This window comes from Streptomyces sp. MUM 2J, assembly GCF_022414535.1.
In the GTDB taxonomy this organism is placed as follows: domain Bacteria; phylum Actinomycetota; class Actinomycetes; order Streptomycetales; family Streptomycetaceae; genus Streptomyces.
Genome location: NZ_JADWYM010000046.1, coordinates 1 through 24,906 on the forward strand (window position 1 = coordinate 1; position 24,906 = coordinate 24,906).

At 70.4% G+C, this 24,906-nt stretch carries 24 protein-coding genes and 1 tRNA gene; 13 read left to right on the top strand and 12 right to left on the bottom strand.

The genetic code is table 11. The annotated features are described in order from the left end of the window. The first annotated feature begins 66 nt into the window (after positions 1–66). The 3 genes from I3F54_RS27285 to I3F54_RS27295 all read left to right on the top strand — a co-directional run bounded on the left by I3F54_RS27285 (position 67) and on the right by I3F54_RS27295 (position 2,629). Entirely contained in the window at positions 67–870 is an 804-nt protein-coding gene (locus I3F54_RS27285; RefSeq protein ID WP_240121584.1) for a hypothetical protein, read from the top strand. Between the two features lie 2 nt (positions 871–872). Then, positions 873–1,610 (top strand): hypothetical protein, encoded by a 738-nt coding sequence (locus I3F54_RS27290; RefSeq protein WP_240121585.1) that lies wholly within the window; start codon positions 873–875, stop codon positions 1,608–1,610. 287 nt (positions 1,611–1,897) lie between these two features. After that, positions 1,898–2,629: a hypothetical protein gene (locus I3F54_RS27295; protein ID WP_240121586.1), complete on the top strand. Its 732-nt coding sequence runs from the start codon at positions 1,898–1,900 to the stop codon at positions 2,627–2,629. A 190-nt stretch (positions 2,630–2,819) separates the two neighbouring features. Here I3F54_RS27295 and I3F54_RS27300 read toward each other — a convergent pair. After that, positions 2,820–2,906 (bottom strand) — tRNA-Leu (locus tag I3F54_RS27300). Between the two features lie 458 nt (positions 2,907–3,364). Between I3F54_RS27300 and I3F54_RS27305 the strand changes: the two genes are divergently transcribed. From I3F54_RS27305 to pknB, 6 genes are all read left to right on the top strand, one after another. Beyond that, positions 3,365–4,204 carry a DUF3662 and FHA domain-containing protein gene (locus tag I3F54_RS27305; RefSeq protein ID WP_240121587.1) on the top strand — a complete coding sequence of 280 codons (840 nt, stop codon included), beginning with the start codon at positions 3,365–3,367 and terminating at the stop codon, positions 4,202–4,204. A gap of 10 nt (positions 4,205–4,214) precedes the next feature. Next, complete coding sequence (locus I3F54_RS27310; RefSeq protein WP_240121588.1) at positions 4,215–4,736, top strand: FHA domain-containing protein; 522 nt, start codon at positions 4,215–4,217, stop codon at positions 4,734–4,736. Between the two features lie 140 nt (positions 4,737–4,876). Then, positions 4,877–6,463 carry a Stp1/IreP family PP2C-type Ser/Thr phosphatase gene (locus I3F54_RS27315; RefSeq protein ID WP_240121589.1) on the top strand — a complete coding sequence of 529 codons (1,587 nt, stop codon included), beginning with the start codon at positions 4,877–4,879 and terminating at the stop codon, positions 6,461–6,463. Positions 6,464–6,490: 27 nt separating this feature from the next. Further along, entirely contained in the window at positions 6,491–7,930 is a 1,440-nt protein-coding gene (locus I3F54_RS27320) for an FtsW/RodA/SpoVE family cell cycle protein (RefSeq protein WP_240121590.1), read from the top strand. Further along, positions 7,927–9,411, top strand: a complete 1,485-nt coding sequence (locus tag I3F54_RS27325; RefSeq protein WP_240121591.1) for a penicillin-binding protein 2 — start codon at positions 7,927–7,929, stop codon at positions 9,409–9,411. The genes I3F54_RS27320 and I3F54_RS27325 overlap by 4 nt, the downstream gene beginning before the upstream one ends. 169 nt (positions 9,412–9,580) lie before the next feature. Continuing rightward, complete coding sequence (gene pknB / locus I3F54_RS27330; protein ID WP_240121592.1) at positions 9,581–11,599, top strand: Stk1 family PASTA domain-containing Ser/Thr kinase; 2,019 nt, start codon at positions 9,581–9,583, stop codon at positions 11,597–11,599. A 208-nt stretch (positions 11,600–11,807) separates the two neighbouring features. On the opposite strand, the gene I3F54_RS27335 is transcribed toward pknB, so the two are convergent. The 6 genes from I3F54_RS27335 to I3F54_RS27360 are packed head-to-tail and all read right to left on the bottom strand — an operon-like array spanning position 11,808 to position 16,075. Then, complete coding sequence (locus I3F54_RS27335) at positions 11,808–12,554, bottom strand: class E sortase (RefSeq protein WP_240121593.1); 747 nt, start codon at positions 12,552–12,554, stop codon at positions 11,808–11,810. Between the two features lie 12 nt (positions 12,555–12,566). Next, on the bottom strand, positions 12,567–13,763 hold the full coding sequence (locus tag I3F54_RS27340; RefSeq protein ID WP_240121594.1) for a class E sortase: 1,197 nt from the start codon (positions 13,761–13,763) through the stop codon (positions 12,567–12,569). Beyond that, entirely contained in the window at positions 13,760–14,398 is a 639-nt protein-coding gene (locus I3F54_RS27345) for an aminodeoxychorismate/anthranilate synthase component II (RefSeq protein WP_240121595.1), read from the bottom strand. Before I3F54_RS27345 ends, I3F54_RS27340 begins: the two co-directional genes overlap by 4 nt. After that, entirely contained in the window at positions 14,395–14,577 is a 183-nt protein-coding gene (locus I3F54_RS27350; RefSeq protein WP_308374007.1) for a hypothetical protein, read from the bottom strand. The genes I3F54_RS27345 and I3F54_RS27350 overlap by 4 nt, the downstream gene beginning before the upstream one ends. Before the next feature lie 31 nt (positions 14,578–14,608). Then, the gene (locus tag I3F54_RS27355) at positions 14,609–15,274 is read right to left on the bottom strand and encodes a class E sortase (RefSeq protein WP_240121596.1); all 666 of its coding nucleotides are present in this window, start codon (positions 15,272–15,274) and stop codon (positions 14,609–14,611) included. Between the two features lie 21 nt (positions 15,275–15,295). Continuing rightward, positions 15,296–16,075, bottom strand: a complete 780-nt coding sequence (locus I3F54_RS27360; RefSeq protein ID WP_240121597.1) for a DUF881 domain-containing protein — start codon at positions 16,073–16,075, stop codon at positions 15,296–15,298. A gap of 149 nt (positions 16,076–16,224) precedes the next feature. Between I3F54_RS27360 and crgA the strand changes: the two genes are divergently transcribed. After that, positions 16,225–16,479, top strand: coding sequence for a cell division protein CrgA (crgA, locus tag I3F54_RS27365; RefSeq protein WP_240121598.1), 255 nt, complete (start codon positions 16,225–16,227; stop codon positions 16,477–16,479). Positions 16,480–16,748: 269 nt separating this feature from the next. Here the strand turns inward: crgA and I3F54_RS27370 are convergent, their stop codons facing one another. Next, a complete protein-coding gene (locus I3F54_RS27370) occupies positions 16,749–17,639 on the bottom strand; it encodes a rhomboid family intramembrane serine protease (RefSeq protein WP_240121626.1) in 891 nt (296 codons plus the stop codon). A gap of 92 nt (positions 17,640–17,731) precedes the next feature. Continuing rightward, complete coding sequence (locus tag I3F54_RS27375) at positions 17,732–18,265, bottom strand: peptidylprolyl isomerase (protein ID WP_240121627.1); 534 nt, start codon at positions 18,263–18,265, stop codon at positions 17,732–17,734. 316 nt (positions 18,266–18,581) lie between these two features. On the opposite strand from I3F54_RS27375, the gene I3F54_RS27380 reads away from it, so the two are divergent. The 3 genes from I3F54_RS27380 (at position 18,582) to I3F54_RS27390 (ending at position 22,222) form a co-directional block, all read left to right on the top strand. Next, positions 18,582–19,283 carry a DUF5324 family protein gene (locus I3F54_RS27380; RefSeq protein WP_240121599.1) on the top strand — a complete coding sequence of 234 codons (702 nt, stop codon included), beginning with the start codon at positions 18,582–18,584 and terminating at the stop codon, positions 19,281–19,283. 170 nt (positions 19,284–19,453) lie between these two features. Next, positions 19,454–20,278: an NshR family nosiheptide/thiostrepton resistance 23S rRNA methyltransferase gene (locus tag I3F54_RS27385; RefSeq protein ID WP_240121600.1), complete on the top strand. Its 825-nt coding sequence runs from the start codon at positions 19,454–19,456 to the stop codon at positions 20,276–20,278. A 579-nt stretch (positions 20,279–20,857) separates the two neighbouring features. Next, positions 20,858–22,222, top strand: a complete 1,365-nt coding sequence (locus tag I3F54_RS27390) for an alkaline phosphatase (RefSeq protein WP_240121601.1) — start codon at positions 20,858–20,860, stop codon at positions 22,220–22,222. Between the two features lie 225 nt (positions 22,223–22,447). On the opposite strand, the gene I3F54_RS27395 is transcribed toward I3F54_RS27390, so the two are convergent. From I3F54_RS27395 to I3F54_RS27405, 3 genes are all read right to left on the bottom strand, one after another. Next, positions 22,448–24,283 carry a BTAD domain-containing putative transcriptional regulator gene (locus tag I3F54_RS27395; RefSeq protein ID WP_240121602.1) on the bottom strand — a complete coding sequence of 612 codons (1,836 nt, stop codon included), beginning with the start codon at positions 24,281–24,283 and terminating at the stop codon, positions 22,448–22,450. A 47-nt stretch (positions 24,284–24,330) separates the two neighbouring features. Beyond that, complete coding sequence (locus I3F54_RS27400; RefSeq protein WP_240121603.1) at positions 24,331–24,498, bottom strand: hypothetical protein; 168 nt, start codon at positions 24,496–24,498, stop codon at positions 24,331–24,333. Between the two features lie 212 nt (positions 24,499–24,710). Then, positions 24,711–24,872: a hypothetical protein gene (locus I3F54_RS27405; protein ID WP_240121604.1), complete on the bottom strand. Its 162-nt coding sequence runs from the start codon at positions 24,870–24,872 to the stop codon at positions 24,711–24,713. Positions 24,873–24,906 lie beyond the last annotated feature (34 nt).

Below are 24,906 nucleotides of genomic sequence, written 5' to 3' on the forward strand. Positions count from 1 at the left end.
CGTCATCCGTCAGGACCACTTCGACCGTCGGCCGACCCATGCGCGCCATGAGCCCAGCATACTTCTATGGCTTTCCTAAGACTCGGGACACTAGCTCACGCCGCCGCTCACGCCGACGCCTGCGGGCGCCCCACCAAGGCCGAGCACCTGCTCACCCCGGAGGCGATCGAGTGGTACCTGGCCACCGGCTGCCTGCACCTGCAGGAGCCCTCCCGCTCCAACCGCCGCTGCCGCCTCAACAAACTTCGCCGCGCCCTGCTCGGCCCCGACCTGATCACCGGCAACCCCGCCGCCTACTCCGGCTCGGACGCCTCCCGCCCCTACACACAGCCGGAACAGGCCCAGCTGTACGCCTCCGCCCGCGCCCAGCCCACCGACGAACTCCGTAACGGCCTGCTGACGCTGCTCGCCCTCGGCTTCGGCTGCGCCCTGGCCTCACCCGAAATCATCCCGCTGCGCACCCACGACGTCCGCGAGGCGCCCAACGGCGCCGTAACCGTCGCGGTCCGCGGACAGCGCGCCCGTGTGGTGCTGTGCCGCACCGCCTGGGCCCCGGTCCTCACCGAGGCCACTGCCTGGGCCTCCCGCCCCGGCCAGGCCCGCTATCTCTTCCGCCCGAGCAGCCACGCCCGCGGCACCAACACGGTCACCAACTTCCTCGCCCGCACCAAGAAGCCGCCGGCAACGCCTCTGCTGGTCATAGGCCGGGCCCGTGCCACTTGGCTCGTCGACGCCATCGAAGCCCGCATGCACCTGCCCACCCTGATGGCCGCCGCAGGCCTAACCACTCTGCGCTCCATCGACCGGGTCCTGCCCCACGTCCGCAACCTCTCCCCCGACCAGGCAGCCACCGCGCTCAAGGAGTTCTGACCATGACCAGCCGCCTCGCACGCCACACCCGTATCGCCCGCCTGCGCTCCCAACGCGCCCTCGTTCCCGACCTCGAGGTCGCCGAGATCCGGGAAGTGGCCGACTCCGGCCTGATCGAGGAGATCGAGCCGCTCATCGCGCGCCGCACCGGCTGCCCCTGCAAGCTCCCTGTCGAGGCCCTGCTGGTCGGCATGAGCCTGGCCTCCGCCCGCAACGGCGGCGTCGTGACCTTCACCGCCGTCACCGACCTGCTGTTCTTCTCCCTCTCCGAGCCGATGCGCGAGCGGCTCGGCCTGCGCCGCTACCCCGACCACGACCGCGGCTTCGAAGCCGCCTACGCCACCGTCCGCCGCCGCCTGCACAGCATCCTCGAAGCGATCGACCCGTCCCCGCTGCCCAAGAACCACCGCCTGGCCCGCCGCCATGCCGAGAAACTCATGGCCAAGGCCGACCCGGACGAACTCGCCCGCAAGCGCACTCTCATGATCAAGCTGGCCAACCTGATCCTGGCCATGTCCCTGCGGGAGGCGATGCCGCTCCTGGAAGACCGCTGGAACGGCTCGGTCTGCGTAGACGCCACCGTCATCGGCACCTACGCCAAGGGGCTTGCCCCGAACGGCCCCGTCACCGCCACCGACCCCGACGCCGCCTGGTATGTGCGCACCACCAAGCACAAGGACCCCCTCGCCCTCGACGACCTCGCTTCCGACCGGCAGGACAAAAGGGCGCCAGGCTCCTGAAGAAGGCCGAACGCATCAAGAAGAGCCTGTTCGGCTACGACGCCTCCCTCGTCATCGCCCGCGACCCCAGCCGCAACGGCGTCCCCCTGCCCGACGGCTCCGCCGACCCCGACGTCGTCCCGGCCCTGGTCATCGCCTTCTCCGTCGACAAGCCCAGCCACCGACCCGGCCACGTCGCCGTCGAGGCCCTCCAGCAGATCGACGACAGTCTCCCGCGCGGCTACCTGGCGGGCGACCGCGCCTACAACGACCAGAAGCCGGAGAACTTCCAGCTCCCCATCCGCGCCATGGGCTACGAGCCCGTCTACGACTACGCAAAAGACCAGCTCGGCGTCCAGGCGGGCTTCGCCGGCGCCGAACTCGTCGAGGGCAACTGGTACTGCCCCTCCATGCCCCACGAGCTCAAGGAAGCCACCAAGGACCTGGTCAACGAGAGGATCGACAAGCAGACCTGGATCGACCGCATCCGAGCCCGAGCCGCCTACCTCTTCATGCCCAAGCAGCGCCCCGACGCCGAAGGCCACCGCCGCGTCATGTGCCCCGCCGAAGCCAACCGCACCCAGTGCCCACTCAAGAAGCACACCCTCGGCCGCGGCATCCACCTGCCGCTCGTAGACCCCGCCCCGAGCCCCGCGGGCTCACCCCTGTGCTGCAGCCAGAAGACGGTCACGGTCCCTCCGGAAGCCGGAGCCAACCTCTGGCAGCCCCTCCAGTACGGCTCCGAAGCCTGGCAGCGCGTGTACTTCCGGCTCCGCAACAGCGTCGAAGGGATCAACGGCTACGCCAAGGACCCCCTCTACGAACGCCTCGAAGACGCCGGCACCCGCCGCATCCGCGGCATCGCCGCCCAGACCCTCCTGCTGGCCTTTCAGCTCGCCCACGCCAACCGCCGCAAGCTCAGGGCCTGGGCCGACTCGATCGCCCTCCACGGCGACCGTCCCCACCGCCGACCTTCCCGTCGCCGCAAGACCAAGCCACTGGGCACCTGGACCCCCAAGGGCTACGTCACCGAACCCTGAGACCTTCCTCACAAGCCATCCGTAGCCCCCGGCAGAACAACCAAAGATCCACACCCGAACACGGGACCGCCGACGGCCTCAGCCGTCGGCGGTCCCGTGTTTCTGCCCACACAAAGCGGAACGGGCGGCATCGTGATCACGATGCCGCCCGTTCCGTCGGTGCAACCGGAGCACTTTCGTCGGTGCTCCCTGGTGCGCGAGGGGGGAGTTGAACCCCCACGCCCTTGCGGGCACTGGAACCTGAATCCAGCGCGTCTGCCTATTCCGCCACCCGCGCATTGGGTGTGTCTTCCGGTTCCCGGCCTCCCCGAGGGGCGGCGGCGCCTTCCGACATGCAGAACACTAGCACGCCGGACGCGGTGGGTTCACATCACTTCCTCGCGGGGCCCGCAGGGCCGCCGACCAGGGGTCACGTCCGTCTCGGCACCGTCCCCGTCTCGTCTCAACGCCGCCCCCGCCTCGTATCAACCTCGTACCGTTCCCCCTCATCTCCCAGGAAGGCTGGCAGGGTCCACAGCCAGGTGCGGGACACTGGTCTGCACCCACCTCTACGATCCTGGGCAGAAGCAGGGCGCGAGGGGTACACGCAGGACGACGTCGACACCCGTCGACCGGGCCGAGTAGGGGGAACCAGCCGATTCAGCGGCGCGTGGATACGATCAGTAAGCAGTACCAGGCACGGCAGTACCCGCACCGCGGGCAGCAGGACGAAAGCAACTACGGAGGAGGTGCCCCATGGGAGTCCTGAAGCGTTTCGAGCAACGTCTCGAAGGTCTGGTCAACGGCACCTTCGCCAAGGTCTTCAAGTCCGAGGTCCAGCCCGTGGAGATCGCGGGAGCGCTCCAGCGCGAGTGCGACAACAACGCCACCATCTGGAACCGCGACCGCACGGTCGTCCCCAACGACTTCATCGTGGAGCTGAGCGCGCCCGACTTCGAGCGCCTCAGCCCCTACTCCGGGCAGCTCGGCGACGAGCTCGCCGGCATGGTCCGGGACTACGCCAAGCAGCAGCGCTACACCTTCATGGGCCCGATCAAGGTCAACCTGGAGAAGGCGGACGACCTCGACACCGGCCTGTACCGGGTGCGCAGCCGTACGCTCGCCTCCTCCAGCAGTCAGCAGGCACCGGGCGCCCCGGCCCCCGGTGACCAGCGGCCCGGCGGGTACGGCTACCCGCCCGCCGCCGCCCCGCCCATGCCGTCCGCACCGCCGCCCGGCGCCCGCCCCGGTGGCTACGGCTACCCCCAGCCCGCCACCCCGCAGCGACCCGCTGCGGGACCCACGGCCGGCGGACGCACCCGCTACTGGATCGAGATCAACGGCACCCGCCATCAGATCTCCCGCCCGACGCTGGTGCTGGGCCGCAGCACCGAAGCCGACGTGCGGATCGACGACCCCGGCGTGAGCCGCCGGCACTGCGAGATCCGGACCGGAACGCCCTCGACGATCCAGGATCTCGGGTCCACCAACGGCATCGTGGTGGACGGACAGCACACCACCCGCGCTACGCTCCGCGACGGCTCGCGGATCGTCGTGGGCAGCACCACCGTTCTCTATAGGCAAGCCGAAGGGTGAAGCGGGGGCAATGTCAGAGCTGACCCTCACGGTCATGCGGCTGGGTTTCCTGGCCGTCCTGTGGCTGTTCGTGATCGTGGCCGTGCAGGTCATCCGCAGCGACCTGTTCGGCACGCGTGTCACGCAGCGCGGCGCCCAGCGGGCCGGGCGCCGGGAGGCAGGGCGCCCGCAGCAGGCCGCACGGCAGGCGCCGCCGCAGCAGCGCCAGCAGTCCGGCGGCGGGCGCCAGCGCCGCAACGCCCCCTCCAAGCTCGTCGTGACCGAGGGCACCCTCACCGGTACCACCGTCGCGCTCCAGGGCCAGACCGTCTCGCTGGGCCGGGCACACGACAGCACGATCGTGCTGGACGACGACTACGCCTCCAGTCGGCATGCCAGGATCTACCCGGACCGCGACGGCCAGTGGATCGTCGAGGACCTGGGATCCACCAACGGCACCTACCTCGACCGAACGCGGCTGACGACTCCCACACCGATCCCACTGGGTGCGCCGATCCGCATCGGCAAGACCGTCATCGAGCTGCGGAAGTAGTGCTGCATCATGTATGAGCGCGAGCGGAGCGAGCACGCCGCGGAGGCCCACACCCAGGACTCCCGCGCGCTCCCGACCGGAGGGTGGGCAGTGTGGCTCGACACGACCGGCTGCATGCGGAGCCGACGGGCGAGGTGGGCATGAGTCTGTCACTGCGCTTCGCCGCCGGATCGCACAAGGGGATGATCCGGGAGGGCAACGAGGACTCCGGGTACGCGGGCCCGCGGCTGCTCGCGATCGCCGACGGCATGGGCGGCCAGGCCGCCGGCGAGGTCGCGTCCTCCGAGGTGATCTCCACCATCGTCGCCCTCGACGACGACATCCCCGGCTCCGACATCCTCACCACCCTCGGCACCGCCGTACAGCGCGCCAACGACCAGCTGCGCCAGATGGTCGAGGAGGACCCCTCCCTGGAGGGCATGGGCACCACGCTCACGGCGCTGTTGTGGACCGGCCAGCGGCTGGGCCTCGTGCACGTCGGCGACTCCCGTGCCTACCTGCTCCGGGACGGCGTCCTCACCCAGATCACCCAGGACCACACCTGGGTGCAGCGTCTGGTCGACGAGGGCCGGATCACCGAGGAAGAGGCCACCACCCACCCGCAGCGCTCCCTGCTGATGCGCGCGCTCGGCAGCGGCGACCACGTCGAACCGGACCTGTCCATCCGTGAGGTCCGGGCCGGCGACCGCTACCTGATCTGCTCCGACGGACTGTCCGGCGTCGTCTCGCACCAGACGCTGGAGGACACCCTCGCCAGCTACCAGGGCCCCCAGGAGACCGTCCAGGAGCTGATCCAGCTCGCGCTGCGCGGCGGCGGACCCGACAACATCACCGTCATCGTCGCCGACGTCCTGGACCTCGACACCGGGGACACCCTCGCCGCGCAGCTGTCCGACACCCCGGTCGTGGTCGGCGCCGTCGCCGAGACCCAGCACCAGCTGCAGGACAACAACATCATGCAGACCCCGGCCGGCCGCGCCTCCGGACTGGGCCGCCACGCGCGGGGCGGCAGGGGCGGCCCGGGCGGCGAGTTCGGCCCGCCCGGCTCCGGCGACACCGCCGACTACGCGCCCGGGGGCACCTTCGGCACCTACACCGACGACGACTTCGTCAAGCCCCGCAAGGGCCGCAAGTGGCTCAAGAGATCCTTCTTCATCGCCCTCGCGCTCGCCGTCGTCGGTGGTGGGCTCTACGGCGGTTACCGCTGGACCCAGACCCAGTACTACGTCGGCGCCAAGGACGACCACGTCGCGCTCTACCGCGGCATCAGCCAGGACCTGGCGTGGGTGTCGCTGTCGAAGGTGCAGAAGGACCACCCCGAGATCGAACTCAAGTACCTGCCGCCCTACCAGCAGAAGCAGGTCAAGAACACGATCGCCCAGGGCGACCTCGCCGACGCCCGCAAGAAGGTCGACGACCTGGCCGTGCAGGCCTCCGCCTGCAAGAAGCTGGCCGAGCGGCGCACCGCCGAGAACGCCGAGAACGCCGAGAACGCCGAGAACGCCCAGACGGGCCAGGGCCAGGCCGGAGGCACCACGGGAACCACTCCCGCCTCCCTCACGTCCAAGGCATCACCGAGTCCCTCGGTCACCGCCGACCCCACCACTCCGACCTCCCCGTCCTCCCCTTCCTCTTCCACCTCACCGTCACCGACCGCCACTGCCAACCCCGGCCCCACCCTCACGGAGGAGGAGCAGAAGGTCGTCTCGTACTGCGGTACGCAGTAGGCAAGCCGTGAGAGGCCCCGTCACACGATGAGCAGTACTACCAACTCGCCGACGCACCACACGTCCACGATCGGCGCCATCGGCGCGCCGAGCCGGCGCAACACCGAACTCGCACTGCTGGTGTTCGCCGTCGCCATCCCGGTCTTCGCCTACGCCAACGTCGGGCTCGCGATCAACGACCAGGTGCCCTCCGGCCTGCTGAGCTACGGCCTCGGGCTCGGCCTGCTGGCCGGCGTCGGCCATCTCGTCGTCCGCAAGTTCGCGCCGTACGCGGACCCGCTGCTGCTGCCGCTGGCCACGCTGCTCAACGGACTCGGCCTCGTCGTCATCTGGCGCCTGGACCAGTCCAAGCTGCTCCAGTCCATCAAGCAGGCGGGCACCGCCGCGCCGCGCCAGCTGCTGTACACCGCACTCGGCATCGCCCTGTTCATCGCCGTGCTGATCTTCCTCAAGGACCACCGCGTCCTACAGCGCTACACCTACATCTCCATGGTGGGCGCGCTCTTCCTGCTGCTGCTGCCACTGGTGCCCGGCCTCGGCCAGAACATCTACGGCGCGAAGATCTGGATCTCCGTCGCCGGCTTCTCCATCCAGCCCGGCGAGTTCGCCAAGATCGTCCTGGCGATCTTCTTCGCCGGCTACCTGATGGTGAAGCGCGACGCGCTCGCGCTCGCCAGCCGCCGCTTCATGGGCCTGTACCTGCCGCGCGGACGCGACCTCGGCCCGATCATCGTCGTCTGGATGATCTCCATCCTCATCCTGGTCTTCGAGACCGACCTCGGTACGTCGCTGCTGTTCTTCGGCATGTTCGTGATCATGCTGTACGTCGCCACCGAGCGGACCAGCTGGATCGTCTTCGGTCTGCTGATGTCCGCGGCCGGCGCCGTCGGCGTCGCCAGCTTCGAGCCGCACGTCCAGCAGCGCGTCCAGGCCTGGCTGGACCCGATGAAGGAGTACACGCTCTCCCAGCAGGGCGTCATCGGCCACTCCGAGCAGGCCATGCAGGCCCTGTGGGCGTTCGGCTCCGGCGGCACCCTCGGCAGCGGCCTCGGCCAGGGCCACTCCGACCTCATCCGGTTCGCGGCCAACTCCGACTTCATCCTCGCCACCTTCGGCGAGGAACTCGGCCTCGCCGGGATCATGGCGATCCTGCTGATCTACGGCCTGATCGTGGAGCGCGGCGTGCGGACCGCCCTGGCCGCCCGCGACCCCTTCGGCAAGCTGCTCGCCATCGGCCTGTCCGGTGCCTTCGCGCTCCAGGTGTTCGTCGTCGCCGGCGGTGTCATGGGGCTCATCCCGCTCACCGGCATGACGATGCCCTTCCTGGCGTACGGCGGTTCCTCCGTGATCGCCAACTGGGCCCTGGTCGGCATCCTGATCCGCATCAGCGACACCGCGCGCCGCCCGGCTCCGACCCCTGCCAGCAACCCCGACGCCGAGATGACCCAGGTGGTCCGCCCGTCATGAACAAGCCCCTGCGCCGGATCGCGATCTTCTGCGGCCTCCTCGTCCTGACGCTGCTCATCCGGGACAACTGGCTGCAGTACGCCAAGGCGGACTCCCTGGCGTCGGACAGCAAGAACCGCCGTGTGACCATCGCCCGCTACTCCACCCCGCGCGGCGACATCGTCGTCGACGGCGAGCCCGTCACCGGATCCGCGAAGACGAGCAAGAGCGGCCTGAACGACCTGGAGTACAAGCGGACCTACGTGAACGGCCCCATGTGGGCGCCGGTCACCGGGTACGCCTCCCAGGCGTTCGGCGCCAACCAGCTGGAGAGCCTTGAGGACGGCATCCTCACCGGCAACGACGACCGGCTGTTCTTCCGCAACACCCTCGACATGATCACGGGCAAGCAGACCAAGGGCGGCAACGTCGTCACCACCCTCGACGCCGCCGCCCAGAGCGCCGCCTACAACGGGCTGAAGAAGCAGGGCGCCAAGGGTGCCGTGGTCGCCCTGGAGCCGTCCACCGGCAAGATCCTCGCGCTCGCCTCCTACCCGTCGTACGACCCCTCGGTCTTCGCCGGGAACTCCAACGACGACGCCGAGGCCTGGAAGAAGCTCCAGAAGAAGTACGACCCCGACGACCCGATGCTGAACCGGGCGCTGCGCGAGACCTACCCGCCCGGCTCCACCTTCAAGGTGGTCACCGCCTCGGCGGCCCTGGAGAACGGCCTCTACGGGGACGCGGACTCCAAGACCGACTCCCCGCTGCCGTGGATCATGCCGGGCACCTCGACCCCGCTGAACAACGAGGGCAACATCCCCTGCAAGAACGCCACCATGCGGGAGGCGCTGCGGGTGTCCTGCAACACCGTCTTCGGCAAGATCGGCGCCGACCTCGGCCAGGACAAGATGCGGGAGGAGGCGGAGAAGTTCGGCTTCAACGCCGAGCAGTTCACGCCCGTCCGTTCCAGCGCGTCGGTCTTCTCCAAGGACCTCAACGCCTCGCAGACCGCGCTGTCCTCCATCGGCCAGTTCAACACCGCCGCCACCCCGCTCCAGATGGCCATGGTCGCCTCCGCGATCGCCAACGACGGCAAGCTGATGAAGCCGTACATGATCGACCAGCTGCAGTCCTCCAACCTCGACCAGGTCTCCAAGACCCAGCCGGAGGAGCTGAGCCAGCCCCTGTCGCCGAAGAACGCCCAGATCCTCCAGTCGATGATGGAGACCGTCGTCACGAGCGGCACGGGCACCAACGCACGGATCGACGGCGTCACGGTGGGCGGCAAGACCGGTACCGCCCAGCACGGTGTCGAGAACAGTGAGAATCCCTACGCCTGGTTCATCTCCTACGCCAAGGTCGGCGACAACAGCTCGCCGGTCGCCGTGGCGGTCGTGATCGAGGACGAGGACGCCAACCGAGGCGACATCTCCGGCGGCGGTCTCGCGGCCCCGATCGCGAAGAAGGTGATGCAGGCGGTCATCAACGCGAAGAAGTGACTCCCATCACGTCACCTCCACATCGATGCACGTTGCGATACCGGTCCTGTATCGGGTGACGGGCTTGGCCAGGTCACACAAACGGAGCCGGGTACGGTATGCCCGGACGGCAGCCTCCGGCCGCGCACAGGTGACGGCCGGGACCGACGGAGAGGGCTGGTAGGAAGCTATGGAAGAGCCGCGTCGCCTCGGCGGCCGGTACGAGCTGGGCCAGGTGCTCGGCCGTGGTGGCATGGCGGAGGTCTACCTCGCGCACGACACCCGCCTCGGCCGCACCGTGGCGGTGAAGACGCTCCGCGCGGACCTCGCGCGCGACCCGTCCTTCCAGGCCCGGTTCCGCCGGGAGGCCCAGTCGGCCGCCTCGCTCAACCATCCCGCGATCGTCGCGGTCTACGACACGGGCGAGGACTACATCGACGGGGTCTCGATCCCGTACATCGTGATGGAGTACGTCGACGGCTCCACGCTGCGCGAGCTGCTCCACTCCGGCCGCAAGCTGCTGCCCGAGCGCGCCATGGAGATGACCATCGGCATCCTCCAGGGCCTGGAGTACGCCCACCGCAACGGCATCGTCCACCGCGACATCAAGCCGGCCAACGTCATGCTGACGCGGACCGGCCAGGTGAAGGTGATGGACTTCGGCATCGCCCGCGCCATGGGTGACGCCGGCATGACGATGACGCAGACCGCCGCGGTCATCGGCACCGCGCAGTACCTCTCGCCGGAGCAGGCCAAGGGCGAGCAGGTCGACGCGCGTTCCGACCTGTACTCGACCGGTTGCCTGCTCTACGAGCTGCTGACGGTCCGCCCGCCCTTCGTCGGCGACTCCCCCGTGGCCGTCGCCTACCAGCACGTCCGCGAGGAGCCGCAGGCTCCCTCGGTCTTCGACCCCGAGATCACGCCCGAGATGGACGCGATCGTCCTCAAGGCCCTGGTCAAGGACCCCAACTACCGCTACCAGTCGGCGGACGAGATGCGCGCCGACATCGAGGCCTGCCTCGACGGCCAGCCCGTCGGCGCCACCGCGGCCATGGGCTCCGTCGCGTACGGCGGCTACCCGGACAACCAGCAGACGGCGGCCCTGCGCGCCGACGCGGGAGCCGCCGCAGGGGCGACGACGATGCTGCCGCCCATGAACCCGGACGACGGCGGCTACGGCTACGACGACCGCCCCGACCGGCGCCGGCAGCAGAAGAAGTCCAGCACCTCGACGGTACTGCTGGTGGTCGCCGCGGTACTGGTACTGGTGGGCGCGATCCTGATCGGCAAGTTCGCCTTCAGCGGCGGCGTCGGCAACGACAAGGTGCCCGTGCCCCAGTTCGTGGGCCTGACCAGGGCGGACGCGCAGAAGCAGGCGGACAACTCCGACCTGAAGCTGTCGGTCAGCCAGGACACCTGCGACGACCAGCCCAAGGGCAGTGTCTGCTCGCAGGACCCCGAGGCCAGGACCGAGGTCAAGAAGGGCGAGACGGTCAGCATCGTGGTGTCCACCGGGGCGCCGAAGGTGGCCGTGCCGAACGTCATCGACAAGAACATCGACGACGCCACCCGGCAGCTGGAGGACAAGGGCTTCAAGGTCGAGCAGAAGCGCACCGAGTCCTCCCAGCAGGAGGGCACCGTCCTCAGCCAGAACCCCGATCCCGGGTCCGAGAAGGAGAAGGGCTCGACCATCACCCTGGAGGTCGCCACGAAGCCGGCGACGACCACGGTCCCGGACGTCACCAACGGCCTGTCCTGTGACGCCGCCAAGGCCCGGATGTCGGCCAGCGACCTCGTGGGCAACTGCGTCGACACCCCGGTGAACGACCAGAACCAGGACGGCACGGTCATCGGCACCGACCCGGCCCCCGGCTCCGAGGTGAAGAAGGGCTCCCAGGTCCAGATCAAGGTCGGCAAGTTCCAGCAACAGCAGAAGCGCGTTCCCACGGTCCGCAACCGGACGCTGAAGGAGGCCGTGCAGATCCTGCGGGACAACGGCTTCGACAACATCAACGTCGCGGGCAGCCAGAAGGACAACGCGATCGTGGTCAAGCAGGATCCGTCGGGGGGCACCCAGGTCGATCCCACCACGCAGACGATCACGCTGACCACGCTGGACTTCGGCGGCAACAACGGCGGCAACAACAACGGCGGCGGCGACAACGGCGGCGTCAACTTCTTCGGTGGTACGAGCGGCCTGGGGAACTGACCCCGCCCTCACCTCCGTACGAGCGGGCCCCGGCCCCCCGCAAGGCCGCAAGGGTGGCCGGGGCCCGCTCGTGGGGTGGGGGACGGTGGGCGGCGGTGCGGGCGCCGCCCGCAGGGCCCCGGGGGGCCGCCCCGCCGGGCACCGGGCACCGGGCACCGGGCACCGGGCACCGGGCACCGGGGGCGCGAACGCCCGGAGGGCGCCTCCGTCAGCCGCGCAGTTCCTGCGGCGGGGTGCGGTCGCTGTCGACCGGGTCCACCCGCACCAGCTCGCCCCAGACCACGTACCGGTACCGGCTCGTGTACACCGGCGTGCAGGTCGTCAGGGTGATGTAGTGACCCGCCTTCTTCCGCCCGGACTCCCGGGGGATCCGGGCGAGGACGTCGACGTCGAACTTCGAGGTCTCCGGAAGGACGGCGTAGACCTTGTAGACGTACCAGTTGTCCTTCGTCTCGAAGACGATCGGGTCGCCCTTGCCCAGCTTGTCGATGTTGTGGAACTTCGCGCCGTGGCCGTCGCGGTGGGCGGCGAGGGAGAAGTTGCCCTCCTTGCCGGTCATCGGCAGCGTGGCCTTGACCGGCTCGGTGTAGTAGCCGGCGACGCCGTCGTTGAGTACCTCCGCGGAGGTTCCCTTCTCGACCAGGACCTCGCCGTTGTGCATCGCGGGGACGTGCAGGAAGCCGATGCCGTTCTTGGCGTCGAAGGCGGCGGGGGTGTCGTCGGCACCCTCCTGCGCCCACTGGTGGCGGACCTTGTCGGCCTGCCGGCCGGCGGCCCGGTCGGCGATGACGTTCGTCCACCACAGGGAGTAGACGACGAACAGGCCGAGCACCAGGCCTGCCGTGATGAGGAGTTCACCGAGGACGCTGACGGCCACCGCGATCCGGCCACCGCCGCGCCGGCGCCCCGGGGACGGAGGAGATGACGTGTCGGTGTCCTCTGCGGTCGCTGCCACTGTTATCTGCCCTTAACTGACGAGCGCATCCGGCTTGCCCTTGCTGCGCGGCCGTTCCTCGACCATCTTGCCCCAGACGATCAGCCGGTACTTGCTGGTGAACTCCGGCGTGCATGTCGTGAGGGTGATGTAGCGGCCGGGAGCCTTGAAACCGGAGCCCTTGGGGACCGGATCGAGGACGGAGACGTTGCCCGGCGAGGTCACCGGCAGGGTCGACGCCATCTTGTAGACGTAGTAGGTGTCCTGGGTCTCGACGACGATCGCGTCGCCGGGCTGGAGCCGGTTGATGTACCGGAACGGCTCGCCGTGCGTGTTGCGGTGGCCCGCCAGGCCGAAGTTGCCGGTCTTCGCGTCGGGCATCGCGGTCTTCAGGGGGCTCTCGCCGTAGTGGCCGACCATGCCCTTGTCGAGGACCTTCTTGTTGCTGACGCCCTCGGCGATGGGCACCACCACGTCCAGCCGGGGAATGTGCAGGAGGGCGAAGCCCTGCCCCGGCGCGAACGCCCCCGGGTTCCGCTTGCCGTCCGCCCAGTCCTGCTGGAGGCTGCTGGCCTCCTTGCCCGCCTGTGCGTGCGCCCGGACGTTCGTCCACCACAGCTGGTAGGAGACGAACAGCAGCATCAGCACGCCCGTGGTGATGAACAGCTCGCCGATCGCCCGGCTGGCGACGACGGTGGCGCCCGGCTTCCGTGCCCGCGCCTGCCGGCGGGCCTCGACGCGGGACAGGGGCGCCTGCGGCCCGTCCCCACCGGCTGTGCCCGCCGCGGGAGTGCCGGCGCTCGGCGGGCCGCCGCGACGCCCACGACGGCGCTTGGCGGCCTTTCTGCGGGCCGCGCGGCCGCCTGGTGTGGTTTCGGAGGCGGGAGAACCCGAAGGGGCCGCCGAGGCCCCGGAGACGGAGGAGGCGGCCTGCAGGGCGCCCGCCGGTATCCGCAGGGCCACCGTCTCGTCGTCGCCGGGAGGTCGGTACCCCCCGCCGTACGGCTCCTCGCGGTGCGTTTCGTACGGCTCCCCGTACGCGGCGGCTCGGTCCGCCCGCGCCTCCTCCTCGGCCGGCTGCTCGTACGGCGCCGCGTGCCCCTGGTCCGCGGGGGATCCACCGCCGTACGCCCCGGTCTCGCCGGACCAGTCCTCGAACGTGCCGGGCTCCCCGTACGCCCGGTGCCCGTACGAGGTGCCCGACTCGCGCTCGGGGCGCAGCGCGGTCACGCCGTGGCCCTGCCCACCACCGGGGCGAGCCCCGCCGACCTCGCCACGGCACCCTGGTCGCCGCATTCCACCAGCCAGTTGGCCAGCATCAGGTGGCCGTGCTCGGTCAGCACCGATTCCGGATGGAACTGCACGCCCTCGACCGGGAGTTCACGGTGACGCAGGCCCATGATGATGCCGTCGTGCGTGCGCGCGGTGACCTCCAGCTCGGCCGGCACGGTCAGCGGCTCGGCTGCCAGCGAGTGGTAGCGGGTCGCCGTGAAGGGAGACGGCAGGCCCGCGAAGACGCCCTTGCCCCCGTGCTCCACCAGCGACGTCTTGCCGTGCAGCAGCTCCGGCGCGCGGTCCACCACGCCGCCGTAGGCGACCTGCATCGACTGCATGCCCAGGCAGACGCCGAAGACGGGGACCCCGCTGTCCGCGCAGTGGCGGACCATGTCGACGCAGACGCCCGCCTCCTCCGGCTTGCCCGGTCCCGGCGAGAGCAGGACCCCGTCGAAGCCGTCGTCGGCGTGCGCGGTCGACACCTCGTCGTTGCGCAGCACCTCGCACTCGGCCCCGAGCTGGTAGAGGTACTGGACCAGGTTGAAGACGAAGCTGTCGTAGTTGTCGACGACGAGGATGCGCGCGCTCACTGGTTGTCCACCGTCACATCGTTGAAGGGAAGCAGCGGTTCGGCCCAGGGGAAGACGTACTGGAACAGGACGTAGACCACGGCCAGGGCCAGCAGGAGCGACAGCAGCGCCTTCACCCAAGCGTTCCCCGGCAGATGCCGCCAGATCCAGCCGTACATGCCGTCCCTTCCGTCGCCCACGGCATCGGATTCGCGCCGTACCGCCCCCAGACTAACGGCGCAGCGCCTCCGGTTGGCCTGTGTCCACGGGCTTGGTGGAGTCGAGGTGCGCCCAGACGATGAGGCGGTGGCTGTGGCCCCACTCCGGATCGCACGTGGTCAGCGTGAGATAGCGGCCGGGGCGGGTGTACCCCGATGCCCGGGGCACAGGATCGATCACCGCGACGTCCTCCGGGACGGTCTTGTACGGTCCTTTGTCGATCCGATACGTGTACCAACGCGCCCCGTCGGTCAGGACGACGGAGTCGCCGGGGCGCAACCGGGGGAAGTCCTTGAAGGGGTCGCCGTGGGTGCGGCGGTGACCGGCGACGGAGAAGTTGCCCGGCTGCCCGAGCCGCGCGGTGCCCGGGTAGTGGCCGAGGCCCTTGGCCAGAGTGCCGGTGTCGGTGCCCTGGAGCACCGGCTTGTTCCACGTGGAACCGAGACGGGGGATGTACATGATCGCGAAGGCTTCACCGGCCGGGTACGCCGTGGCCCGGGGCGAGGGTGCCGGCTGAGCGCCCCGCAGGGCCCAGTGCCGCCGTAACGTGTCGATCTGGTCGTCCATGACGTCGTCGGCCCGTACGCCCGTCCAGAACAGCACGTAGGTGACGAACAACACCATCACGGTGCCGGCGGTGAGGCTGAGCTCGCTCAGCGTCCTGACGATCACCCGCACCGACACAGGACCCCCCGGTGATCACTCCACTGGCTGCGCGTAGTGCAGGTCCAGGGTGCCCGAGTAGCCCGGCAGAGTCACCGTGCCGTCCTCGGTGACCTTCCAGCCCAGGCCGTACACGTTCACGTACACCATGTAGTTCTGGATCGCCGGGGAGCCGGCGAGGGCCTGCTGGAGCTTCTCCGGGTCGCCGACGGCCTGGATCTTGTAGGGCGGTGAGTAGACACGGCCCTGGAGGATCAGGGTGTTGCCGACGCAGCGCACCGCGCTGGTGGAGATCAGCCGCTGGTCCATGACCTTGATGCCCCGGGCGCCGCCCTCCCAGAGCGCGTTCACCACGGCCTGGAGATCCTGCTGGTGGATGACCAGGTAGTCGGGCTGCGGCTCGGGGTAGCCGGGGAGCTTGGCGGTGGCGTCGGGCGGGGCGTCGTTGAGGGTGACCGTGATCGCCTCGCCGCTGAGCTTCTGGGTGCCGGCGTCCTTCTCCAGCGCCGCGAGCCGGTCGTCGTCGGCCTTGGTGCTGCCGTTGTCACGGCCGGCGAGGGCGTCCACGTCACCCCGCAGCACCGCGTTGGCGTCGTCCAGCTCCTTGTTCTTGCGGCTGCGCTCCTGGATGAGGTCGGAGAGCTTCAGCAGGGACGCGTCCGTGCGGATGTTGGTGCCCTTGGCCGTCTGGAAGCTGGTGATGAAGATGAGTCCCGCGAGAGCGAAGACGGCCACGGTGAGCACCCGCACCGGGCGGAAGCCTCCCCGGCGGGCAGCACTGGATCCCGTCCCGGGGGAGTCGGCAGAATTGCTCAACGTACCCTTATCTCCTTCGGCGCCACGGAAGCACTACGCTAACGGACGCCCGGGGGAGCACTCAGTGTCCCCTCGCTCCTCGGACACTGCACCTACGCCCGACCCAGTTCCCTGCGCGGCCACGCAGCGCATCGACAGGAGAGACCCTCGTGCCGAAGTCACGTATCCGCAAGAAGGCCGACTACACGCCGCCGCCGGCCAGGCAGGCGGCGGCCGTCAAGCTGAGCAACCGAAGCTGGGTCGCACCCGTCATGCTGGCCATGTTCCTCATCGGGTTGGCTTGGATCGTCGTGTTCTACGTCACCGACGGTTCGCTGCCGATCGACAGCCTGGACAACTGGAACATCGTGGTGGGCTTCGGCTTCATCGCGGCCGGATTCGGCGTCTCCACGCAGTGGAAGTAGCGGCGACCGGGCAGTGAACGCAGCTCTGCCCAGGGCTATCCGCTGAGTTATCCACAGCCTGGAGAAATATCCACACCCCACCTGGGGAAAAGAAACGACGATCTGTGGATAACCCACTGGGTGTTGACGCCGGTACGACTGCCACACTGCGCCTCGCAAGACTGTTCGCCCTCTGCCTGACCTGCGGAAACACGGGTCAGTGACAGGGGGCACAGTTGTTCCCGCACCGTATGCACAAGATTCGCCACACCCTGTGGACAACGATTCGCTCAGGTGAGCTGGGCCGTCCTCAGCAGGGTGATCAGGACCACCGCCGCCAGCACCACCGCACAGGTCCCGTACTGCACCAGTGACCGCCGCTCACGCGGGGCGTGCACCATCGCGTACCCGACGATCACACCCGCGACCAGACCGCCGATGTGGGCCTGCCAGGCGATGTTGGCCCAGCTGAAGGTGAAGATCAGGTTGATGACCAGCAGGGCGATGACCGGCCGCATGTCGTAGTCGAGCCGGCGCAGCAGGACCGCCGTCGCGCCGAAGAGGCCGAAGATGGCGCCCGAGGCGCCGAGGGAGGGCTGGTTGGGCGCGGCGAGCAGGTAGGTGAGCGCGCTGCCCGCCAGTCCCGAGACGAAGTACAGCGCCACGAAGCGGGCGCGGCCCAGCGCCGCCTCCAGCGGACCACCCAGCCACCACAGGCTGAGCATGTTGAACAGGATGTGGATGTAGCTGCCGTGCAGGAACATCGCGGTCAGCAGCCGGTACCACTGGCCCTCCGCGATCCCCTCCAGGGAGCCGAGGAGCGGGACGTAGGCCCGGCCGAGGAGCTCGAACCGCTCCGTGAAGCGGTCCCCGACCGCCATCTGGGCCAGGAAGGCGGCCAGACACACGCCGAGGATGATCTTCGTGACCAGCCGGGGGTCCTCGGTGACCGTGCCGCCCGCCAGCGTGCGCGGCCGGAAGGCCGAGCGGGACGGGCCCCCGCCCGAGGTACCGCGGACGCAGTCCGGGCACTGGAAGCCCACGGACGCCTCGACCATGCACTCGGGGCAGATCGGGCGCTCGCAGCGGGTGCAGCGGATACCCGTCTCGCGGTCGGGATGGCGGTAGCAGCCGGGCAGGCTCTGCGCATCCTGCCGGCTGTCGCCGGGAGCCTGCTCCATGGGATCCCCCAGGTCGTCGGTCGTCTCGGGCGGCTGCACCACAGGTGCGCCCCGCTCATCCTTACGGACGAGCGGGGCAAATGGTTCCCCCCTCAGCCCTGGCGGATCTCCACGACCACCGTCTCGATGACGACGTCGTCGAGCGGCCGCTCGGTGCGCGGGTTGGTCGGGCTGGCCGCGATGGCGTCGACGACCTTCCGGCCGGCGGGGCCGCTGACCTCGCCGAAGATGGTGTGCTTGCGGTTCAGCCAGGTCGTGGGCGACACGGTGATGAAGAACTGCGAGCCGTTGGTGCCCGGCCCGGCGTTGGCCATGGCCAGCAGGTACGGCTTGGAGAACTGCAGGTCGGGGTGGAACTCGTCGGCGAACTGGTAGCCCGGGTCACCCGTGCCGTTGCCCAGCGGGTCGCCGCCCTGGATCATGAAACCACTGATCACGCGATGGAAGACCGTGCCGTCGTACAGCCTGGCCGTGGACCTCTCGCCGGTGGCGGGATGCGTCCACTCCCGCTCGCCCCGGGCGAGCTCGACGAAGTTCTTGACCGTGGCGGGAGCGTGGTCCGGGAAGAGCCGGATCTCGATGTCGCCGTGACTGGTCTTCAGGGTGGCGTAGAGCTGCTCGGCCACTGTGTGCCTTCCGTCGTCCTCCTGTGGCGTCACGATCCTCGCACGGTCGGCGAAAAGGCGAAAAGCAGGCGCCGGCCGGCCCGTGACGGGGGCGCGCGCCGCCGATCCGTGGCATTGTCGTCGACAAGCTCCTGTTGCCCCGCATTCATCCCCTATTGCACCGGAAGCGGGGCGGCCGTACCGGGCCGCACGGCGCTCCCCGGAGCGCGTCTGCACCCGTATGCCGCTCCCCGCATGCCACACCGATCCGGTGCAGGCATGATCCGCAAAAGGGTGGAGAAGTCGAATGACCGTACGCCACCGAGGAGGAGGAACCGTGACCCGCATCGACAGCGTGCGCGCCGCGACCGGTTCGGCGAAGGACAGCGTGCTGCACGCCGCGGAAGTGGTGGCGCCCTACGCCGACACGGCCAAGGAGAGGGCCGCGCACTACGCGCACGAGGCTCGCGTACGGCTCGCGCCCAAGGTGTCGCAGGCCGCCGAACAGGCCCGCGTCCAGTACGACGCCCTGGTCGCGCCACGGCTGGAACAGGCCATGACGCATGTGCCGCCGAAGATGGACGCGGCCGCGCACGAGGCCGCCGCGTACACCGCCCGGGCCGCCCGGCAGGCCGCCGACTATTCCCTGCCGAAGATCGAGCAGGCGCTGGCGGCGGCCGGGCCCATGAAGGACGAGGCCGCGGCGCGCAGCGCCGCGGCGCTGGCCGCGCTGCGCACCCAGGTGACCGCGGCGGAGATCCAGAGGATGGCCCGCAGGCACGACCGGCGGGCACGGGCCGGCCGTGTCGCGAAGACGCTGCTGGTGCTGGGGGCCACCGCCTGCGGCGCCTTCGCCGCCTGGAAGTGGTGGGACAAGCAGGCGAACCCGGACTGGCTGGTGGAGCCGCCCGTCGCCACGGAGGTGCCCGAGGGCGGCCGGCTGACATCGGTCGACGGCAGCGGCAACGCGGTGCTGGACCCGGAGGTGCTGGCCAAGGAGGCCGATGAGGAAGCGGCGAAGCGCGACGAGCAGGACTGAGGCGCGGCTGGCGTAGCCGGCCGCTGCGCGGAACGTGCCGCAGGGCTCGGCGCACGGCCGGCGGATCCGGCCGGTACGGCTCGTGTGCGGCGAGCGGGGCGGAGGGCGTGGCTGCCCTCCGCCCCGCCGCGCCGTTCGGGGCGGAACGGGCGCGACACTACAATCACGGCATGACTGAGCTGGACACGATCACGGATGCCTCCGACCCCGCGGTGCAGAGGATCATCGACGTCACGAAGCATTCGCGCTCCAGCGTCAGGACCACGCTGATCGAGGACGCCGAGCCGCTGATGGAGTGCATCAGGGCCGGGGTGCAGTTCCTGGAGGTGTACGGCAGCAGCACCGCGCCGTTCGATCCGGAGCTGCTGGAATTGTGCCGGCAGCGGGAGATCCCCGTCCGGCTCGTCGACGTGTCGATCGTCAACCGGCTGTTCAAGGCCGAGCGGAAGGCGAAGACCTTCGGCATCGCCCGGGTCCCGAGGCCGGCCGGGCTGGGCGACATCGCGGGGCGCGGCGGGGACGTCGTCGTACTCGACGGAGTGAAGATCGTCGGGAACATCGGTGCCATCGTGCGGACGTCGCTGGCACTGGGGGTCGCGGGCATCGTGCTGGTCGACAGCGACCTGACGACCATCGCCGACCGGCGGCTGCTGCGCGCGAGCCGGGGCTACGTGTTCTCCCTCCCCGTCGTCCTGGCGGACCGTGCGGAGGCTGTCGGTTTCCTCAAGGAGAACGGCATTCCGCTGCTGGTGCTCGACGCGGACGGCGACCTCGGGGTGAAGGACCTGGGCGACAGGGCAGACCGGCTGGCGCTGGTCTTCGGCAGTGAGAAGGGCGGGCCGTCCGGTTCGTTCCAGGAGACCGCCGCGGCCTCGGTGTCCATTCCGATGATCAGCTCCACGGAGTCCCTCAACGTGTCGGTCTCGGTCGGGATCGCGCTGCACGAGCGGTCGGCGAGGAACTTCGCCGCCCGGCGGGGCGCGGAGCAGGCCTGACGGCCGGCGACTGACGGCCGGCGACTGGCGACTGGCGACTGGCGACTGGCGACTGGCGACTGGCGAGGATCGTCGCCGACCGGTGAAACGCGGAGCGGCCCGGCGGAGGCCGCTTTCGGAGGGCCGCCCTCCGGCGCCGCTGCCGAGCCCTTCGCCGAGGAGACCGCCCCGCGCGGCACCCTCGTACGCGCCGTACCCGGCGAGGGCGGCCGGCGCGACGGTGGGCAGCGGGGCGGCGAACCAGCCCTGCTCCGCGCTCCACCGCGGGCCGGGGGCACCCCACACGGACACCGGACCGGACCCGGGACCCACCTCCGGACCGGTCGCCGCACCCGCCGCCGTGCAGACGTCCGGACCGGGCCGGGGCCGACCGAGCGTGTGACGTCGCCGTCACCGGGTGCCGCCGCTCAGCCCAATCGCGGAGGGGGCCCCGCGAGCCGGCCCGTCATGTCATGTCCTGGATGCGATGGTGGAGTCGGAACGTCACCGCCGGTTCATCAACAACTGTTGATCTGGCGCTCGTTGACACCTGCACCCGCTCGCAGGACGTCTCGACCGACGCCTCAAGGAGTCGCTTCCATGCGTAGACCCTCCCGCCGCAGCCTCACCGTCGCCACCGCTCTGATCGCCGCCACCGCAGCCGCCGCGGCCGTCACGACCACCGCCGGCGCCTCCGACACCAGGCAGCAGGCCCAGCACGCCATCAAGGGCGGCAAGGCGAAGAACGTCATCCTGCTGATCGGTGACGGCATGGGCGACTCGGAGATCACCCTCGCCCGCGACTACACCGTCGGTGCCGACGGACGCCTGAACATGGACCGCTTCCCGCTCACCGGCGCGTACACCACCTACGCGGTCCACGAGGACGGCACCCCGGAGTACGTCACCGACTCCGCCGCCAGCGGCACCGGCTGGGCCACCGGCGTGAAGACGGTCAACGGCCGCATCTCCAAGACCCCGGGCACCGACCGCCCCGTCCGTACGATCCTGGAGCTGGCGCAGCGCAACGGCTACGCCACCGGCAGCGTCACCACCGCCGAACTCACCGACGCCACCCCCGCCGTACTCGCCTCCCACGTCACCAACCGCTCCTGCCAGGGCCCGGCCGACATGGCGAAGTGCCCCACCGACACCCGCGCGGCCGGCGGGCCCGGCTCGATCGCCGAGCAGACCGTCGGCCACCGGGTCGACGTCCTCTTCGGCGGCGGCAAGCGGCGGTTCGACCAGACGGTCACCGACGGCCGGTACAAGGGCATGACCGTCACCGAGCAGGCGCAGAAGCTCGGCTACCAGGTCGTCACCGACGCCTCGTCGATGAAGGCCGCCAGGCCCGGCAAGCCCGTCCTCGGCCTGTTCTCCGACGGCAACATGCCCACCGAGTGGACCGGCAAGGCGGCAGCCGTCGGCGGCACCGACCCGCAGCGGTGCGTCACCTCCAACCCCGACCGGCCCTCCACCGTGCCGAGCCTGGCCGCCTCCACCGCCAAGGCGATCCAGCTGCTGGAGGCCAAGCAGCGGCACAGGCACTCCGGCAGGGGCTTCTTCCTCCAGGTCGAGGGCGCCTCCATCGACAAGCGGGACCACGCCGCCGACCCGTGCGGTCAGATCGGCGAGACCGTCGCCTTCGACCAGGCGGTCAGGGTCGCCCGCGCCTACGCCGCGAAGCACCCCGACACCCTCGTCGTCACCAGCGCCGATCACGGCCACACCAGCCAGATCGTGCCGCTGGGCGCGAACCCGCCCGGTCTGTCCTCCACCCTGGTCACCGACGAGGGCCAGCAGCTGAAGGTCAACTACTCGACCAACACCCCGGGCCAGTCCCAGGAGCACACCGGCACCCAGGTCCGCATCGCCGCCCAGGGCCCGCTCGCCTACCGCGTGCTGGGCGTCACCAACCAGACCGACCTGTTCACCACCATGCGCGAGGCCATGCGCCTGCGCTGACCCGGCATCGCACCGCACGAGGGGGAGACCGCACCGGGCGGCCTCCCCCTCCGCCGTGTCCGGACCGGGTCACGCCACAGGTGCCGGCCCCCCTCGCCCCGTGCGGATCCGGGCGCGTGCACGACGGTCCGCCGCCGCGGCTCGCCGACGGCAGCCGCCGTGGGCGTTCGCGGGCGGAACGTCCCCGGCCCGGCCGGCGCACCCGCGCGGCCGTGGCCGCGGCCCTCACACGGCGGCCGGCAGCGCGGTCTCCGCCTCCCCGGCGGCCAGTTCCCGCGTGCAGTCCCGCAGCAGCGCGTGGAACGAGAACCGGTCCGGGAAGTCCTCGCGGACGAGGTTGTGCTCGATCAGGGCGTCGAAATGGCGCTCCACGTCGCCCTTCGGCAGGCCGGTGACCGCGGCCGCCTGGGCGATGTCGTGGGACGAGGCGGGGTGGCCGCAGATGAGACGGCTGAAGTGCCGTTGGGCCGAGTCCAGATGGTCGTACGAGGCCGCCAGCACAGCCATGAGGTCACGGTCACCGGTACGCAGGCACCGCATGCGCTGCGATCCGCTCGCGAGCCGGTCGGCGAGGTCGGCGACGGTCCAGGCGGGGCGGTCGCGCAGCCTGGTCGCGGCGATCCGGACGGCGAGCGGCAGGCGGCCGCACAGCTCGACGGCCTGCGCGACCCGGGCGGGTTCGCGCGCCGCGCGCGCTTCTCCGACGATCCGGGCGAACAGCGCGACGGCGTCCTCGTGCGGCGGCACGTCCAGGCACAGCGGCAGGGCACCGTCGAGCGCGGTGAGCTTGCGGCGGCTCGTGACCAGGACCAGCGTGCCGCCGGCGCCGGGCAGCAGGGGCGTCACGGCGGCGGTGTCGGCGGCGTCGTCGAGGACGACCAGGCAGCGCCGGCCGGCGAGCCGTGAGCGCCACAGGGCACTGCGCTCGTCGACGCTGCGCGGGATCTCCTCGGGGGCGAGCCCGCTCGCCAGCAGGAGGGCGGCCAGGGCCTGTTCGGTCGGCACGGGCGGGTGGGTGGCGCTGACGCCGCGCAGGTTGACGAAGTACTGGCCGTCCGGGTACTGCCGCGTGACCAGGTGGGCGAGGTGGACGGCCAGGGTCGTCTTGCCGACGCCGCCCATGCCGTCGATCGCGAGCATCACGGGGGAGCCCGCCTGCCCCGGCCGGGCGGCGGCGAGCAGGGTGTCCAGCTCGGCGGAGCGGGCCGTGAAATCGGTGAGGTCGTGCGGCAGGAAGTTGCGGGGGTGGTCGGCCGGGCCGGCGGTGGGCACGGCTCGCCGGGGGGACACGTGCGGGTCGGTGCCCTCCCCGGGACCGTGCACGTTCGGCGAGTTGGCGAGTATCTCCGCGTGTAGACCGCGCAGTCGGGGACTCGGCTCCAGGCCGAGTTCGTCCACGAGGAAGCGCCGGCCCTCGTCGTAGACCGCGAGCGCCTCCGCCTGCCGGCCGCTGCGGCACAGGGCGATCATCAGACTGCCGCGCAACGAGTCCCGCAGCGGGTACTCGGCGATCAGCGACTGCAGTTCACCGACGAGCGAGCCGGCCTCACCGGCCTTGAGCCGCAGCGTCATGAGGTCCTCGATGGCGGTCAGCCGCTGCTCGTTGAGCTTGACCGCGGCACTCGTGACCGCCGGGCACTCGATCCCGGCGAAGGCGTCACCGCGCCAGAGGTCCACGGCGGACTGGAGCAGCCGTATCGCCTCGGTGTACCGGCCCTCCCGCTCGGCCGTCCGGGCCGCGCGGACGCGGGTGGTGAAGCGGTGGGCGTCGACGGCGTCCTCGGGAACGACCAGGCAGTAGCCGACATCGACCGTGACCAGGCTGGTCTCGGCGCCGGCCGTCGCGAGAATGCGGCGCAGGTCGCGAATCGCGTTGTGCACCTGCGGCCTGGCGGAGGGCGGCGGGTCCTCCCACAACTCGTCCACCAGCAGGCACACGGGAACGACCCGGCCTGCGTTGAGGAGCAGCAGGGCGAGCAGCCGCTGCTGTCGCATGCCCCGGACGCGGACGGGCTCCCCCTGCTCGCGCGTCTCCAGCGGCCCCAGGACCAGGAATTCCATTTCTTCGCCCCCCTCGTACGGGACGCTCGTTCGCCCCTCGGTCCTCCTCAGCGGCCCCAGGTGACGTCGAGAGAGGCTTCGGAGGCGGTCGTACGGATGTCCGCGTGGACGGTACGTGTGTCGTTCCGCTGGGCGTCCACGACCGTCACGACGGTGGTCACTCCGGCCACCGCGACGAGGCAGGCGATGACTCTTGTGCAGAAACGGGCGACCAACGCAGATTTCCTCTCGTCGAGGTGCACCGAGGCTGGAGATGCACAAACCCGATGCACGGGTGGGGGAGTTGCCTCATGGAAGCCCTCCCACCGGCCTTCGTCCCGGCTGGCGCCCCCACTATGGCCGCCCCCGGGTCCGGCTTACACGGAAAACAGCTGGACGGAACATGCTATGGCCTAACCTGTCCATCCCGACCTGCGGTGACACGAGGTCAGTCGCCCCACCAGGGGCCGGGCACGAGCACCGCCTCGACTCCGTCCACGGCGTGCTCGCGCACATCGGGACGGTCCGCAAGGGCGCCTTCCACCAGCCGGACGGCGGACTTCTCGGCGGCGGCCAGGGAGGGCGCGAGCAGGAAGAGCCCGAGCGTCACCCCGCCTCCCGGACGGGGGTGGACGGAAACGTGC

What these genes read in the sequence shown, in the direction of transcription:
- I3F54_RS27285 (WP_240121584.1), top strand. Translation starts at nt 67, where the DNA reads ATGGCTTTCCTAAGACTCGGGACACTAGCTCACGCCGCCGCTCACGCC.
- I3F54_RS27290 (WP_240121585.1), top strand. Translation starts at nt 873, where the DNA reads ATGACCAGCCGCCTCGCACGCCACACCCGTATCGCCCGCCTGCGCTCC.
- I3F54_RS27295 (WP_240121586.1), top strand. Translation starts at nt 1,898, where the DNA reads ATGGGCTACGAGCCCGTCTACGACTACGCAAAAGACCAGCTCGGCGTC.
- I3F54_RS27305 (WP_240121587.1), top strand. Translation starts at nt 3,365, where the DNA reads ATGGGAGTCCTGAAGCGTTTCGAGCAACGTCTCGAAGGTCTGGTCAAC.
- I3F54_RS27310 (WP_240121588.1), top strand. Translation starts at nt 4,215, where the DNA reads ATGTCAGAGCTGACCCTCACGGTCATGCGGCTGGGTTTCCTGGCCGTC.
- I3F54_RS27315 (WP_240121589.1), top strand. Translation starts at nt 4,877, where the DNA reads ATGAGTCTGTCACTGCGCTTCGCCGCCGGATCGCACAAGGGGATGATC.
- I3F54_RS27320 (WP_240121590.1), top strand. Translation starts at nt 6,491, where the DNA reads ATGAGCAGTACTACCAACTCGCCGACGCACCACACGTCCACGATCGGC.
- I3F54_RS27325 (WP_240121591.1), top strand. Translation starts at nt 7,927, where the DNA reads ATGAACAAGCCCCTGCGCCGGATCGCGATCTTCTGCGGCCTCCTCGTC.
- pknB (WP_240121592.1), top strand. Translation starts at nt 9,581, where the DNA reads ATGGAAGAGCCGCGTCGCCTCGGCGGCCGGTACGAGCTGGGCCAGGTG.
- I3F54_RS27370 (WP_240121626.1), bottom strand. Translation starts at nt 17,639, where the DNA reads ATGGAGCAGGCTCCCGGCGACAGCCGGCAGGATGCGCAGAGCCTGCCC.
- I3F54_RS27385 (WP_240121600.1), top strand. Translation starts at nt 19,454, where the DNA reads ATGACTGAGCTGGACACGATCACGGATGCCTCCGACCCCGCGGTGCAG.
- I3F54_RS27390 (WP_240121601.1), top strand. Translation starts at nt 20,858, where the DNA reads ATGCGTAGACCCTCCCGCCGCAGCCTCACCGTCGCCACCGCTCTGATC.
- I3F54_RS27395 (WP_240121602.1), bottom strand. Translation starts at nt 24,283, where the DNA reads ATGGAATTCCTGGTCCTGGGGCCGCTGGAGACGCGCGAGCAGGGGGAG.